This window comes from Streptomyces sp. NPDC012794, assembly GCF_042901085.1.
Lineage (GTDB): Bacteria > Actinomycetota > Actinomycetes > Streptomycetales > Streptomycetaceae > Streptomyces.
The window spans coordinates 1-13990 of the sequence record NZ_JBIBCI010000032.1 but is presented as its reverse complement, the minus strand read 5'-3'; the positions used below and the strand labels follow the sequence as shown (position 1 = coordinate 13990).

Genomic DNA, 13990 nt, shown 5'->3' with positions numbered 1-13990 from the left:
ACGGGCCCGGCTGCCGTGTCAGTGGTCGTACTCGTCCAGCGGCGGGCAGGAGCAGACCAGGTTCCGGTCGCCGAAGGCGCCGTCGATCCGGCGCACCGGCGGCCAGTACTTCTCGGCGGCGGAGACGCCCCCGGGGAAGACGGCCTCGTCGCGGGTGTACGGGTGGTTCCACTCGCCGCCCAGCGCCGCGGCGGTGTGCGGGGCGTTGGCCAGCGGGTTGTCGTCCACCGGCCACTCACCGGCCGCGACCCGCTCGATCTCCGCACGGATCGCGATCATCGCGTCGCAGAAGCGGTCGATCTCGGCGAGGTCCTCGGACTCCGTCGGCTCGATCATCAGCGTGCCGGCCACCGGGAAGGACATGGTCGGCGCGTGGAAGCCGTAGTCGATCAGGCGCTTGGCGATGTCGTCGACGCTCACACCCGTGGCCTTCGACAGCGGACGCAGGTCGATGATGCACTCGTGCGCGACCAGGTCGCCCGGACCGGTGTACAGCACCGGGTAGTGGTGCTCCAGGCGCTTGGCGATGTAGTTGGCGCCGAGCACCGCCACCTGGGTGGCGCGCTTGAGGCCCTCGCCGCCCATCAGGCGGACGTACGACCAGGAGATCGGCAGGATGCCCGCCGAACCCCACGGCGCGGCCGAGATCGGGCCGACGCCCGTCTCGGGGCCGGCGGCCGGCTGGAGCGGGTGGTTGGGCAGGTACGGGGCCAGGTGCGCCCGGACACCGACCGGGCCGACGCCCGGGCCGCCGCCGCCGTGCGGGATGCAGAAGGTCTTGTGCAGGTTCAGGTGCGAGACGTCGCCGCCGAAGTGACCCGGCTTGGCCAGGCCCACCAGGGCGTTCAGGTTCGCGCCGTCCACGTACACCTGGCCGCCGGCCTCGTGCACCTGGGCGCAGATGTCGGCGACGTGCTCCTCGAACACACCGTGCGTCGACGGGTAGGTGATCATGAGCACGGAGAGCTCGTCACGGTACTGCTCGATCTTGGCGCGCAGGTCGTCCGCGTCCACCTCGCCGTCGTCGGCGGTCTTGACGACCACGACCTTCATGCCGGCCATCACGGCGCTGGCGGCGTTGGTGCCGTGCGCGGAGGACGGAATGAGACAGACGGTGCGCTGCTCGTCGCCGTTCGCGCGGTGGTACGCGCGCACCGCGAGCAGACCGGCGAGCTCGCCCTGGGAGCCGGCGTTCGGCTGGATGGAGACCTTGTCGTAGCCGGTGACCTCGCAGAGACGTTCCTCCAGCTCGTTGATGAGCGTGAGGTACCCCTCGGCCTGCTCGACCGGGGCGAAGGGGTGCAGCTGGCCGAACTCGGGCCAGGTGACCGGCTCCATCTCGGTGGTCGCGTTGAGCTTCATGGTGCAGGAGCCCAGCGGGATCATGCCGCGGTCCAGCGCGTAGTCCTTGTCCGAGAGCTTGCGCAGGTAGCGCAGCATCGCGGTCTCGGAGCGGTGCTGGTGGAAGACCGGGTGGGTGAGGTACGCGTCCGAGCGCAGCAGGCCCTCGGGCAGCGTGTCGGCGGCGGTCCCGTCCAGGGCCTCGATGTCAGCGGTGACACCGAAGGCGGCCCAGACGGCCTCGAGGTCGGCGCGGCGCGTGGTCTCGTCGCAGGCGACCGAGACGTGGTCGGCGTCGACCCGGTACAGGTTGACCCCGCCCTCACGGGCGGCGGCGACGACCTCGGCGGCCTTGCCGGGCACGCGGGCCGTGACGGTGTCGAAGAAGGAGCCGTGGACCAGCTCGACCCCGCCGGCCGTCAGGCCCGCGGCGAGCAGCGCGGCGTAGCGGTGGGTGCGGCGCGCGATCGTCTTCAGGCCGTCCGGGCCGTGGTAGACCGCGTACATCCCGGCCATGACGGCGAGCAGCACCTGCGCGGTGCAGATGTTGCTGGTGGCCTTCTCGCGGCGGATGTGCTGCTCGCGGGTCTGCAGGGCCAGGCGGTACGCCTTGTTGCCGTCCGCGTCCACGGAGACGCCGACGAGGCGGCCGGGCAGCGAGCGGGCGTGCTTGCCCTGGACGGCCATGTAGCCGGCGTGCGGGCCGCCGAAGCCCATCGGGACGCCGAAGCGCTGGGTGGTGCCGACGGCGATGTCCGCGCCCAGCTCGCCCGGGGAGGTCAGCAGGGTCAGGGCCAGCAGGTCGGCGGAGACGGTGACGATCGCGCCGAGCTCGTGCGCCTGGTCGATGACCGGCTTGATGTCACGGACGGCGCCGGAGGCGCCCGGGTACTGGAGCAGCACGCCGAAGACACCGCGCTCGGCGATCTCGGCCGGGATGCCCTCGGACAGGTCGGCGACGACGACCTCGACGCCCGTGGGCTCGGCGCGGGTCTCGATCACGGCGATGGTCTGGGGCAGCGCGTCGGCGTCGACGAGGAAGACGCCGTCCTTGACCTTGCCCACGCGGCGGGCCAGCGACATGGCCTCGGCGGCCGCGGTGCCCTCGTCGAGCAGGGAGGCGCCGGAGGTCGGCAGACCGGTCAGGTCGGCGACGAGGGTCTGGAAGTTCAGCAGCGCCTCGAGGCGGCCCTGCGAGATCTCCGGCTGGTACGGGGTGTACGCCGTGTACCAGGCCGGGTTCTCCATGACGTTGCGCAGGATCACCGGCGGGGTGAAGGTCCCGTAGTAGCCGAGACCGATCATCGAGGAGAGCACCTGGTTGCGGTCGGCGAGCGAGCGCAGCTCGGCCAGCACCTCGGCTTCGGTGCGCGCCTCGGGCAGGTTCAGCGCCTCGGCGGTCTTGATCACATCCGGTACCGCGGCGGCGGTGAGCTCGTCGAGGGAGCCGTAGCCCACCTGGGCGAGCATCTTCGCCTGCGCTTCGGCGTCCGGGCCGATGTGACGCTGCTCGAAGGGGATGCCCCGCTCGAGCTGGGAGAGCGGAATGCGGTTGGCGGTCATAACGGAGGCCTCCTGGTCGTATGACCTGCGAGGGGCACCACGGCGCGGGCACCCGGACGGCCTCCCCCTCTGTCATCTCAACCTGAGAGCTTCACCGGAGCCGCGGGGTTCGCCCGAGAGCTCCGGCTTTCACCGTCGGTGAGGAGAAGCGCCGGTACTGCGGGTCCGGAGCCTGCCCCTGCTTTCCAGAGTGGCCTCGTCACGTGCGGTACGTATGCCTGAGAGATTCCGGGGAGGATTTGCTCCTTCGGCGCCTCCGTCGTACTCACTCGGAGGACTCTCCCGCACAGGGTCAACAGCCGTCACCCAGCCTACCAGCGAGGATCTCGACCCTCCCTCGAGTGGCCCCCTCTTCAAATATGCACTTTTGTAGTCATGACGGATGAGCTCTGCATCACTGCGACCGTACGGAGGGACCGTGCAGACCGACATCGATCCGCGCAGCCTGATCGGCCGCAAGGCGTTCGACCGCAACGGCGCCAAGATCGGCACCGTGGACGAGGTCTACCTCGACGACGCCACGGGCGTCCCGGAGTGGGCCGCCGTCCGGACGGGCCTCTTCGGCCGCGACGCCTTCGTCCCCCTGGAACCCAGCGAGGTGGTGGACGACGCCCTGCGCGTGCCCTTCGAACGCGCCCTGATCAAGGACGCCCCCGACTTCGGCGTCGGCCGCCACCTCTCCCCCGAACAGGAGCTCCAGCTCTACCACCACTACGGCCTCGACGTGGCCCTCCCCTCCGACTTCCAGCGCCCCCACCCGCAGGACAGGCCCTAAGGGCCCTCCCCTACCAGGGGCAGCGGGTCCGAGGCCTCCAGCTCGGGGTCGTCCAGCCGGAAGGTGCGGACCCGGCCCGGGGCTGATCCGGGCTGCTCGAACCGTACGGTCACCCGGCCGACCCCGCTGCCCTGCACCCACCCCGGCCCGTACACCGCGTGCCGTACGTCGCTCCCGGCGGCCCAGTGCCGTACGGGAGCGGCCTCCGTGCCCTCCAGGGCCTGCGCCGGCTCCTCGGGCGGCTCCGCCTCGCCGGAGGACTCCGCGGGGTCGTCGCCGGCTCCTCCGGCTCCTCCGGCCCCCGTGGCCCCGGCGCCGGCCGCCTCCTCCGCCTCCGCGGCGGCGGCCAGCGCGTGGGCGAACAGGTCCTCCTGGGTGTAGTCCGCGAGCCCCGTCACCCCCACCCCCAGCAGCCGCACGCCGCCGGTGGTGTCCACGCCCTCCAGCAGCCGCGCGGCAGCCTCCCGCACCACGGCCGCGTCGTCGGTGGGCCCCCGCAGCGTCTCCGAGCGGGTCAGGGTCGAGAAGTCGTACCGGCGGACCTTCAGGACGATGGTCCGCCCCGAGTGTCCCGAGCCGCGCAGCCGGCCCACGCAGCGGTCCGCGAGCCGCTGCACCTCGTTGCGGATCCGTACCCGGTCGTGCAGGTCCACGTCGAAGGTGTCCTCGACCGACACGGACTTCGCGTCGCGCTCGGCGACCACCGGCCGGTCGTCCAGACCCAGCGCCATCCGGTAGAGCCCCACCCCGTGCGCCCTGCCCACCATCCGCACCAGTTCGTCCTCGCCCGCCTCGGCCAGCTCCCCCACGGTGGTGATCCCGGCCCGGCGCAGGTGTTCACCGGTGGCCGGCCCGACCCCCGGAAGGGTGCGCACCGACATGGGCGCGAGGAGCTCGCGTTCGGTGCCGGGCTCGATCAGCAGCAGTCCGTCCGGCTTGGCCTCCTCCGAGGCCACCTTGGCCAGCATCTTGGACCCGGCCAGTCCGACCGAGCCGCTGAGCCCCGTGAGCGCCAGGATCTCCGCCCGCAGACGCTCCCCCGTGGCGCGGGCGCTCTCCGAGTCGAAGGCGGCTCCGCCCGCCTCCAGGTCCACGAAGGCCTCGTCGAGGCTGAGCGGCTCCACGAGCGGCGACAGCTCCCGGAGCAGGCCCATGACCAGCTCGCTGACCTCGCGGTAGAGGGTGAAGCGCGGAATCAGGTACGCGCCGTTCGGGCAGAGCCGGCGGGCTTGGGCGGTCGGCATCGCCGAGTGCACCCCGAAGCGCCTGGCCTCGTACGAGGCGGTGGCCACGACCCCGCGCGGCCCGAGCCCTCCGACGATCACGGCCTTCCCGCGCAGACTGGGCTTCGACGCCTGCTCGACGGAGGCGTAGAAGGCGTCCATGTCCAGGTGCAGGATGGTCGGCGCGGCTCTCACGGTACCGATGCTGCCCCATGCCACTGACAACGCGGTGATCCGTGGCCGCGGCCCGCGTCCCGCCCCCGGGGGCACGGGCGCGGGGCGGGCTCAGACGGCCCGGTTCCGGCGGGCGGCCAGCTCGTCGGCCGGGTTGTGGCGGACCAGGGTCTCCCCGGTGTCCACGCGCTCGCCGTGCAGCTGGGACAGCGCGTTCTCGACGTCGCGCCAGACGACGCCCACCGCGATGCCGAAGACGCCCTGACCGCCTTGGAGCAGGCTCACGACCTGGTCCGGCGAGGTGCACTCGTACACGGTCGCGCCGTCGCTCATCAGCGTCATGCGCTCCAGGTCGGAGAAGCCCCGGTCGCGCAGGTGCTGCACGGCGGTGCGGATGTTCTGCAGCGCCACTCCAGTGTCCAGGAAGCGCTTGACGATCTTCAGGACGACCACGTCGCGGAAGCTGTACAGCCGCTGGGTCCCCGAGCCGTACGCGGGCCGCACGCTCGGCTCCACCAGCCCGGTCCGCGCCCAGTAGTCGAGCTGCCGGTACGTGATCCCGGCGGCGGCGCACGCCGTCGGTCCCCGGTAGCCGACCTGTTCGGACACCGGGCCGTCGCTCACCGGTCCGACCGGCGCGGGCGCCGGCTGACGGTGCACGGACCCCGCCGCACCACTGTGCAGCGGGTACGGCCCACCATCGCTCCGCGCGGGGGTGCCCCCGGTCGTACCGTCGCCCGTGATCCTCACGCCGACCCTCCGTCCTTGACCTGCCATCTCGAAGGTAGGCAGTGACCAGGGGTGCGTCAACGATCGCCACACTCGGCACGCCGAGTGATAATCACCCTGAGAGTGGTTTCCCGTACCCCATTGCGGGGAAAGGCTACTTGAATGGGCTGACCGTTCACGGTGGATGACGCGACCGTCGGCGCGGCTACTGGGGGCCCGTCTCGAAGTCCTCGGGCGAGATCTGGTCGAGGAATTCTCGGAACTTCTCCACCTCGTCCTCCTGCTCGTCGGGAATGGCGATTCCGGCGTCGTCCAGCACACCGTCACTGCCGTAGATCGGCGTTCCCGTGCGCAGGGCCAGCGCTATGGCGTCCGACGGCCTCGCGCTCACCTCGACTCCGCTGGCGAAGACCAGCTCCGCGTAGAAGACGCCCTCCCGCAGATCCGTGATCCGGACCTCGGTGAGCTCCTCGCCGACCGCGTCCAGCACGTCCTTGAACAGGTCGTGCGTCAGCGGCCGGGCAGGGGCCATGCCCTGCTGCGCGAAGGCAATGGCGGTCGCCTCCCCAGGACCGATCCAGATGGGGAGGTACCGGTCGCCTCCCACTTCACGCAGGAGCACGATCGGTTGGTTGGAGGGCATTTCCACCCGGACACCCACAACGTCGAGCTCGTTCACACAGCAACCCTAGGACCTGCTCGGCAGGTTTGGGTAGTCGGGGCTCCCCCGGGACCACTCCGGTCAGTGCGGACGCAGCCCGAGAGCGGTCTGGACCAGGGCCTCGTGAAGCCGTACGGAGAGCCCCGTGAGCTCCCTCATGGTGGCCTCGGCATGGGCTCTGGTCTGCGGGTTGCGGTGCCGACGCAGCGGGGAGACCAGCTGCTCCACCAGGCCGGCCTCGCGGTCCGCCGCCGCCTTCATGCCCCGCAGGTGCCGGGGCTCGAGTCCGAACCGCCCGAGGTCCGCGATGAGCCGGGCCACGGTGACCGTCCCGGCGTCGAACCCGCCGCCCGGTGCCTCGGAGACGAGTCCGTACGACTCCCACTCCTCGAGCTGCGCCTCGTCCACCTCGGCGGCGGCGATCAGCTCGGCCCGGCCCACCCGGGCCGGCGTCGGCCGCTCCCCGCCGGCCTCCCCGCCCCCGGCGGAGGACTGCGCGGGATCCACCGACTCCCCGTGCGCGGCGGGCGCGGGGATGCGGATCTGCTCTCCGCGGTCGAGCGCGTCGAGCTGCTCCCGGATCACCTTCAGCGGGAGGTAGTGGTCGCGCTGCAGGCGCAGGATGCGCCCGAGCCGCTCGACGTCCGCCGCGCTGAACTTGCGGTATCCGGAAGGTGTGCGCCGGGGCTCGACCAGCCCCTCCGCCTCCAGGAAGCGGATCTTCGAAATCGTGACTTCGGGGAACTCGTCCCGCAGCGTGGTCAGCACCGTGCCGATGCTGACCAGCTGTCCGGCCGAGCCGGCGGTGCCGTTCTTCGGGGCACCGCCCGTCGGGGTACGCAGCATGGAACCTTCCCTGGGTCCCCCCGGAGGGTGTCCGGGGGTGGGGTTCCCCCCGGACGGTGTCCGAGGGGGTCAGGCGCCCCGCAGGCTCGCGTAGAAGACCAGCCGGTACTTGCCGATCTGCACCTCGTCACCGTTGTGCAGGGCGACGGACTCGATCGGCTCGCGGTTCACGTACGTGCCGTTGAGGCTGCCCACGTCGGCGACGGTGAAGCCGCCCTCCGGGCTCCGGCGGAATTCGACATGCAGGCGGGACACGGTGATGTCGTCCAGGAAGATGTCGCTCTGCGGGTGCCGGCCCGCAGTGGTCAGTTCGCCGTCCAGGAGGAACCGGCTGCCCGAGTTGGGCCCGCGCCGCACGATCAACAGGGCGGAACCGGGCGGCAGCGCCTCCACCGCGGCCTGGGCCTCGGGGGACAGCGAGGACGACAGGTGCTGGCCCGACCCCTCGGCCTCGTAGGCCTCGAGGCCGGAGATCGAGATGGTGGACGTGGTCTCCGAGGCACGCTCCGGCGTCAGACCCGGCCGCAGCGGCGCCCCGCAGTTGGAGCAGAAACGGCTCGCCGCATCGCTGCGGTGTCCGCACCTGCCGCACGTCTGCTCGGCCGACATGGACGGCTCCTCGCGCCGCGGCTGCCCCGCGGAGGCACTGGTGGCATAGGGGTCGGAGGCAAACCCTCCACCCGCACTGGAGCTTGACGGTTCACCGAAACCTATGCGTCCGGAACCGGCGGGGTCAACGGACGACGCGCCGCCCCCCGCAGGGTCACCCGGGCCGGCCACCTCGTCGCGGAAGAGCGGCCTGTCGCCCTGCCCCTCCGCTCCCGGCTGCCCCGCGCGATGCCGCGAGCCACCGCTTTCCTCGTTCTTCTTCTTGCCGAACAACTTCTCAAACAACTTCACGGGCGATTCCCCTTGACCGAAACAGACCCGCCCGTGGGGCAGGACGAACTCTGCATGCACACACCTGCCGACCCGGACATTCTGACAACGTCCGTAACCACCAGACAGTTTCCACCACGCACGGCGACTTCCGTGCGTCGACCCCCCGCAGGCGCCGGCCCGCGTGAGAGCGTCCGCACACCGCTACGCGTCACGACGATGACGACCGAGCGTAGTCAGGCTGCTTCGCAGCCCGCAAGGCATCCACAACGATCTTCGCCGACCGTGTGACGGCAACGGTCGCCTGTTCCTTCTCCATGGTCTGTACGACACCTCCCGGGATGTTGAGCGCGGGCTCCAGATCCTGCGGTTTGCCGATGACCTTGAACTCATAGGGCTGTGTGATCTTCTTACCGTCGATCCCGACCCCGCCGGCCTCGTCCGAGAAGTACGAGCCCGCCACGACGCGCACCCCGTTGATCTGGATCGCCTCCGCCCCGGCCGCCCGCAGCTCCTGGAGGGTGTCCAGCAGCTGGTCGGACCGCACCTGCCCCTTGGCGTCGGTGATCCGCAGCGTGATCCCCGGGCCCTGTGCGGCCACCGTACCGGCCAGGATGCCCAGTTGGCGCTCCTTCTCAACCGTCTGCCGCCGAGCCTCCTCGGCCTGGTTGGAGCTGCTCTGCAGCTCCTTGCGCTGGTCCTCCAGCCTCTGCTTCTCGTCCTCCAGGCGCTGGGTCCGCCCGTCCAGCTCGTCGAGGATCCGTACCAGGTCCTCCTGACGGGCACCGCGCAGCGGCGCGCTGGAGTCGCTGTTGGAGCGGACCTGGATCGCGAGACCGAGCCCCAGGACGAACAACAGCAGCGCGACGATCAGTTGGGCCCGGCTGAACCGGGGCGGCCACAGCCCGGCGGCCAGGCGCTGGCGCCCGGTCTCCTCCGGCACGGCGGGCCCGGGCTGCCGCGGGGGCTCCTGGGGCCCGGCCTGTTCCGACGCGGGTTGTTGCTGTGGCTGCTGGGGCTGCTGGGGCTGCTGGGGCCTCGACCCGGACTGGCCGGGGACCTCCGGCTCGCCGGGCGGGGTGTTCTCCGTGCTCATCGGCCTCACGCCCGGAAGACGTGCCGGCGGATGGCCGCGGCGTTGGAGAAGATCCGGATGCCGAGGACGACGACCACACCCGTCGACAGCTGCGAGCCGACGCCCAGCTTGTCACCGAGGAAGACGATCAGCGCGGCCACGACCACGTTCGACAGGAACGACACCACGAAGACCTTGTCGACGAAGATCCCGTCCAGCATCGCGCGCAGACCGCCGAACACCGCGTCGAGCGCGGCGACCACGGCGATCGGCAGATAAGGCTCCACCACGGCCGGCACCTCGGGCCGGACCAGAAGCCCGACCACCACTCCGGCCAAGAGGCCCAGTACCGCGATCACGATGCACCCTTCTTCGGCTCTTCTGCTGTGGCTGAGCGGACGGTCAGGCTCGACGCCGCCGGCAGCCGCACCTCGTCCATCGGGGTCAGGCTGGAGCGGATCCCGTAGCTCTCTTGCAGGACGTGCAGGTACTGGCCGTCCACGGAGTCCTGGAACGTGGTCCCGAGCCCCTTCTTGTCGCCCACCGCGAGGACCTCGTAGGGCGGCACCAGGGGCTTGTTGTCGACCAGTATCGCGTCACCCGCGGCCCTGATCGCCGACAGCGCCGTCAGCCGCTGCCCGTTGATCGACACGGCCTCGGCCCCCGCCTGCCACAGTCCGTTGACGATCCGCTGCATGTCGCGGTCGCGCACCCGGCCGGTGTTCGAGAACCCGGCGCTCTCGCGCGGGCCGCCACCGCCGCCAGAGGAGGCGCCCTTGGCGTCGTCCACGATCAGTTTGACGCCGGGACCACGCACATCGGTTGCGCCCGCCAGCAGTTCCACCAGCCTGCCCCGCTCGCCGACCTGCTGCTTCAGCGCCACGCGCTGCCGGTCGGCGACCTCGGTCCGCAGCCGGTCCGTGTCGCGCTCCAGACCGTCCGCGTGGTCATCGGCCCGCTGCACCCGGTCGATCAGTTCCTGACGCTCCTTGGCCAGCACCGGCGCCGAGACACGCGCCTGCGCGGCACCGAGCGTGACGACCATGGCGGCGAGCACCAGCCCCGCGGCGAGCCCGAGCTTGGCCTTGAGCGTACGGGGCAGCCCCGCCGTACCCTCCGCCTCGCGCCGGGCCGAAGCTTCCGCATAGCCCTCGTCGAGGCTGTGGTCCATCACATGGGTCAGCAGCGACATGGACGCGTCCGGGCGCGCCGGCGGTGTGGCCGAGCTCCGGTTGTTGGGCGGCTGCGACATGCCGCACATCGTCGCATGTCGGCGCCGCCCCCACCCAATGCGCTCGTCCGGCGGGCCGGGGCGGAGATCCCCGCACCCGGCCCGCCGGCACCGCGCGTCAGTGCTGCCCGGCTCCGTCCACGACCGCACCCCATTCGTCGAGGAGCGCCTGGGCGGAGGCGTCGTCGGGGCCTTCGGCCCACAGGTGGGTGACAGCCTCCGCCGGGTCCGGCAGGACCAGCGCCCACCGCCCGTCGGCCTCGACCACGCGCACCCCGTCGGTGGTGTCCACCTGACGGTCACCCGCCGCCTCCACGACCCGCCGCATGACGAGGCCCTTCGCCGCCCACGGCGTGGGCACGTCCCGCTTGAGCACGTGCGCACGGGGAATCCGGGCGTCGATCTGGCTCAGGGTGAGCTGCGTCCGGGCCACCAGTCCGATCAGCTGCACGAAGGCCGCCGACCCGTCGAACACGGAGCTGAACTCGGGGACGATGAACCCGCCCCGCCCGTCCCCGCCGAAGATCGTCGTCTCCTCCCGGCCGACCCGGGTCAGGTCGTCGGGCGAGGTCGTCGTCCACTCCACCTGGGTGCCGTGGTACGCCGCCACCTGCTCGGCGACCCGCGTCGTGGTCACCGGCAGGGCCACCTTGCCGCTGCGCTTCTCGGCGGCCACCAGGTCGAGGAGCACGAGCAGCGCCCGGTCGTCCTCGATGATCCGGCCCCGCTCGTCCACCAGCGAGATCCGCTCGCCCACCGGGTCGAACCGCACCCCGAAGGCCGCCCGCGCCGACGCCACGATCTCCCCGAGGCGCACCAGCCCGGCCCGTCGGGACTCCCGCGTCTCGGTCGGCCGGGACTCGTCCAGGCCGGGGTTGATCGTCAGCGCGTCGACGCCGAGCCGGCCGAGCAGGCTGGGCAGCACTAGCCCCGCGCTGCCGTTCGAGGCGTCCACGACGACCTTGAGCCCGGCGTCGGCGATCCCGGTGGTGTCCACCCGTCGCAGCAGCGAGCCCGTGTACGAGTCGAAGACGCTCGACGGGAACTGCAGGTCGCCGATTTCCCCGGGGAAGGCACGCCGGTACTCCTGACGTGCGTACACCCGGTCCAGCTTGCGCTGCTGCGCCTGCGAGAGGTCGGCTCCCCGCTCGTCGAGGAACATGATGTCCACCGAGTCCGGCACCCCGGGCGAGGTCCTGATCATGATCCCGCCCGCCGCGCCGCGGGCCGTCTGCTGGCGCGCCACCGGCAGCGGTACGTTCTCCAGGTCGCGGACGTCGATGGCGCTGGCCTGGAGCGCCGAGATCACCGCGCGCTTGAGCGCACGGGCGCCTCGGGAGTGGTCACGGGCCGTGGTGACGATCGCGCCCTTCTTCAGCGTCGTCGCGTAGGCGCCCGCCAGCTTGACCACCAGCTCGGGGGTGATCTCCACGTTCAGGATCCCGGAGACTCCCCGGGCGCCGAACAGGTGTGCCTGGCCGCGGGACTCCCAGATGACCGAGGTGTTGACGAAGGCACCGGCCTCGACCGTCTTGAACGGGTAGACGCGCACATTGCCCTGAACGATGGATTCTTCACCCACGAGGCACTCGTCACCGATGACGGCTCCGTCCTCGATCCGGGCTGCCCGCATGATGTCGGTGTTCTTGCCGATGACGCAGCCGCGCAGGTTGCTGTGGGGGCCGATGTAGACGTTGTCGTGGACGACGGCCTTGTGGAGGAAGGCACCGCTCTTCACGACCACGTTCGACCCGATGACGGTGTGCTCGCGGAGCTCCACCCCGGCCTCGACCTTGGCGTAGTCCCCGACGTACAGCGGCCCGCGCAGCACGGCGTCGGGGCTGACCTCGGCCCCTTCTGCGATCCACACGCCGGGCGAGATCTCGAAGCCGTCCATGTCGACCTGGACCTTGCCCTCGAGGACGTCGGCCTGCGCCTTGACGTAGCTCTCGTGGGTGCCCACGTCCTCCCAGTAGCCCTCGGCCACGTAGCCGTAGATCGGGCGGCCTTCCTTCATCAGCTGGGGGAAGACGTCACCGGACCAGTCGACCGAGACGTCCGGGTCGACGTAGTCGAAGATTTCCGGCTCCATCACGTAGATGCCGGTGTTGATGGTGTCCGAGAACACCTGCCCCCATGTCGGCTTCTCGAGGAAGCGCTCGACCTTCCCTTCCTCGTCCACGATGGTGATGCCGAATTCCAGCGGGTTCGGCACCCGGGTCAGGCACACCGTGACCAGTGCGCCCTTCTCCTTGTGGAAATTGATGAGGTCGGTGAGGTCGAAGTCGGTCAGCGCGTCGCCGGAGATGACGAGGAAGGTGTCGTCCTTCAGGGCTTCCTCGGCGTTCTTCACGCTGCCGGCGGTACCGAGAGGCTTTTCCTCGTTGGCGTAGGTGAGCTCCATGCCGAGCTCCTCGCCGTCACCGAAGTAGTTCTTGACGAGGGACGCCAGGAACTGCACCGTGACCACGGTCTCGCTGAGCCCATGCCGCTTGAGCAGCCTCAGCACGTGCTCCATGATCGGCCGGTTCGCCACCGGCAGGAGCGGCTTGGGCATGCTTGAGGTCATGGGGCGAAGCCGCGTACCTTCGCCACCGGCCATCACGACGGCCTTCATGTCGGAAGAGTCCTCCTAGAGAGATGACGGTCCAGCCGACCTCACTCATCCGGGGCGGATACTCCGCAACTCATCCGCGTCAGTACCGGTGCCGAGTGAGCTCAATCGGCCGTGGTAGCCCTGACCAGCCGGCGGACTTGCACCACGTAAAGGATTCCTGCCCACCAATAGAGAGTTGTACCCCATCCTGCGAACGCCCATCCGAAAACGGACGCCATCCAGGCCAACCAGCCGGTTCCGTCACTGAGCAGGAGCAGGGGGAAGGCGTACATGAGGTTGAAGGTCGCGGCCTTGCCGAGGAAGTTCACCTGCGGCGGCGGATAGCCGTGCCGGCGCAGGATCCACACCATGACCAGCAGCATCGCCTCCCGGGCGAGGAGCGCCGCGGTGAGCCACAGGGGCAGGATCTCCCGCCAGGTCAGCCCGAAGAGGGTGGTCAGGACGTAGAGGCGGTCAGCGGCGGGGTCCAGCAGGCGGCCCAGTTTGCTGATCTGATTCCAGCGGCGCGCGAGTTTTCCGTCGAGGTAGTCGCTGATCCCGCTGAGCATCAGGACGGCCAGCGCCCACCCGTCGTGGCCCTCCAGGATGAGCCAGAGGAACAGCGGTACGCCGACGAGACGAGCCATGCTCAGGATGTTCGGAATGGTGAAAATTCGGTCGGTCTGAACCCGAGTCTCCTGGACCTCCACCCGGGGGCCTCCACTGTGACGCTAGAAATGGTCGAATCGATGCCCCCTGACCCTACAGGAGTCCCTGCAGGGGCCGGCCTGCCGCTGACCCGGGCCCTGAACGCAGAAAAGCCCCGCACCAGAAGGTGCGGGGCTTTCCCACAATGATTGTTCGGCGGCGTCCTACTCTCCCACAGGGTCCCCCCTG

12 protein-coding genes and 1 riboswitch are annotated in these 13990 nt (G+C 70.6%); of the genes, 1 reads left to right on the top strand and 11 read right to left on the bottom strand.

The genetic code is table 11. The features are described 5' to 3' along the window. Nucleotides 1-18 precede the first annotated feature (18 nt). Nucleotides 19-2904: an aminomethyl-transferring glycine dehydrogenase gene (gene gcvP / locus ACFY7H_RS32380; RefSeq protein WP_388945745.1), complete on the bottom strand. Its 2886-nt coding sequence runs from the start codon at nt 2902-2904 to the stop codon at nt 19-21. 196 nt (nt 2905-3100) lie between these two features. Then, nucleotides 3101-3199: riboswitch (glycine riboswitch) on the bottom strand. Nucleotides 3200-3322: 123 nt separating this feature from the next. Between gcvP and ACFY7H_RS32375 the strand changes: the two genes are divergently transcribed. Beyond that, complete coding sequence (locus ACFY7H_RS32375) at nt 3323-3679, top strand: PRC-barrel domain-containing protein (RefSeq protein WP_388945742.1); 357 nt, start codon at nt 3323-3325, stop codon at nt 3677-3679. Here ACFY7H_RS32375 and ACFY7H_RS32370 read toward each other — a convergent pair. From ACFY7H_RS32370 to ACFY7H_RS32325, 10 genes are all read right to left on the bottom strand, one after another. Then, nucleotides 3676-5097, bottom strand: a complete 1422-nt coding sequence (locus tag ACFY7H_RS32370; protein WP_388945739.1) for a DNA polymerase IV — start codon at nt 5095-5097, stop codon at nt 3676-3678. The genes ACFY7H_RS32375 and ACFY7H_RS32370 overlap by 4 nt on opposite strands. A gap of 90 nt (nt 5098-5187) precedes the next feature. Further along, on the bottom strand, nt 5188-5826 hold the full coding sequence (locus ACFY7H_RS32365) for a MerR family transcriptional regulator (protein WP_388945736.1): 639 nt from the start codon (nt 5824-5826) through the stop codon (nt 5188-5190). Between the two features lie 184 nt (nt 5827-6010). Beyond that, nucleotides 6011-6484 (bottom strand): bifunctional nuclease family protein, encoded by a 474-nt coding sequence (locus ACFY7H_RS32360; RefSeq protein WP_388945733.1) that lies wholly within the window; start codon nt 6482-6484, stop codon nt 6011-6013. A 63-nt stretch (nt 6485-6547) separates the two neighbouring features. Continuing rightward, complete coding sequence (locus tag ACFY7H_RS32355; RefSeq protein WP_388945730.1) at nt 6548-7312, bottom strand: MerR family transcriptional regulator; 765 nt, start codon at nt 7310-7312, stop codon at nt 6548-6550. Between the two features lie 69 nt (nt 7313-7381). Beyond that, nucleotides 7382-8272, bottom strand: coding sequence for an FHA domain-containing protein (locus ACFY7H_RS32350; protein ID WP_388945727.1), 891 nt, complete (start codon nt 8270-8272; stop codon nt 7382-7384). 130 nt (nt 8273-8402) lie between these two features. Continuing rightward, complete coding sequence (locus ACFY7H_RS32345) at nt 8403-9287, bottom strand: DUF881 domain-containing protein (protein ID WP_388945724.1); 885 nt, start codon at nt 9285-9287, stop codon at nt 8403-8405. Nucleotides 9288-9292: 5 nt separating this feature from the next. Then, complete coding sequence (locus ACFY7H_RS32340) at nt 9293-9625, bottom strand: small basic family protein (RefSeq protein ID WP_007262894.1); 333 nt, start codon at nt 9623-9625, stop codon at nt 9293-9295. Further along, nucleotides 9622-10527, bottom strand: a complete 906-nt coding sequence (locus tag ACFY7H_RS32335) for a DUF881 domain-containing protein (protein WP_388945721.1) — start codon at nt 10525-10527, stop codon at nt 9622-9624. Before ACFY7H_RS32335 ends, ACFY7H_RS32340 begins: the two co-directional genes overlap by 4 nt. Nucleotides 10528-10615: 88 nt before the next feature. Continuing rightward, complete coding sequence (locus tag ACFY7H_RS32330) at nt 10616-13114, bottom strand: sugar phosphate nucleotidyltransferase (protein ID WP_388945719.1); 2499 nt, start codon at nt 13112-13114, stop codon at nt 10616-10618. Nucleotides 13115-13215: 101 nt separating this feature from the next. Beyond that, complete coding sequence (locus ACFY7H_RS32325) at nt 13216-13803, bottom strand: CDP-alcohol phosphatidyltransferase family protein (protein ID WP_388945716.1); 588 nt, start codon at nt 13801-13803, stop codon at nt 13216-13218. Nucleotides 13804-13990 lie beyond the last annotated feature (187 nt).

Coding starts and splice junctions, on each gene's coding strand:
- ACFY7H_RS32330 (WP_388945719.1), bottom strand. CDS start 13,114: ATGAAGGCCGTCGTGATGGCCGGTGGCGAAGGTACGCGGCTTCGCCCC.
- ACFY7H_RS32355 (WP_388945730.1), bottom strand. CDS start 7,312: ATGCTGCGTACCCCGACGGGCGGTGCCCCGAAGAACGGCACCGCCGGC.
- gcvP (WP_388945745.1), bottom strand. CDS start 2,904: ATGACCGCCAACCGCATTCCGCTCTCCCAGCTCGAGCGGGGCATCCCC.
- ACFY7H_RS32345 (WP_388945724.1), bottom strand. CDS start 9,287: ATGAGCACGGAGAACACCCCGCCCGGCGAGCCGGAGGTCCCCGGCCAG.
- ACFY7H_RS32335 (WP_388945721.1), bottom strand. CDS start 10,527: ATGTGCGGCATGTCGCAGCCGCCCAACAACCGGAGCTCGGCCACACCG.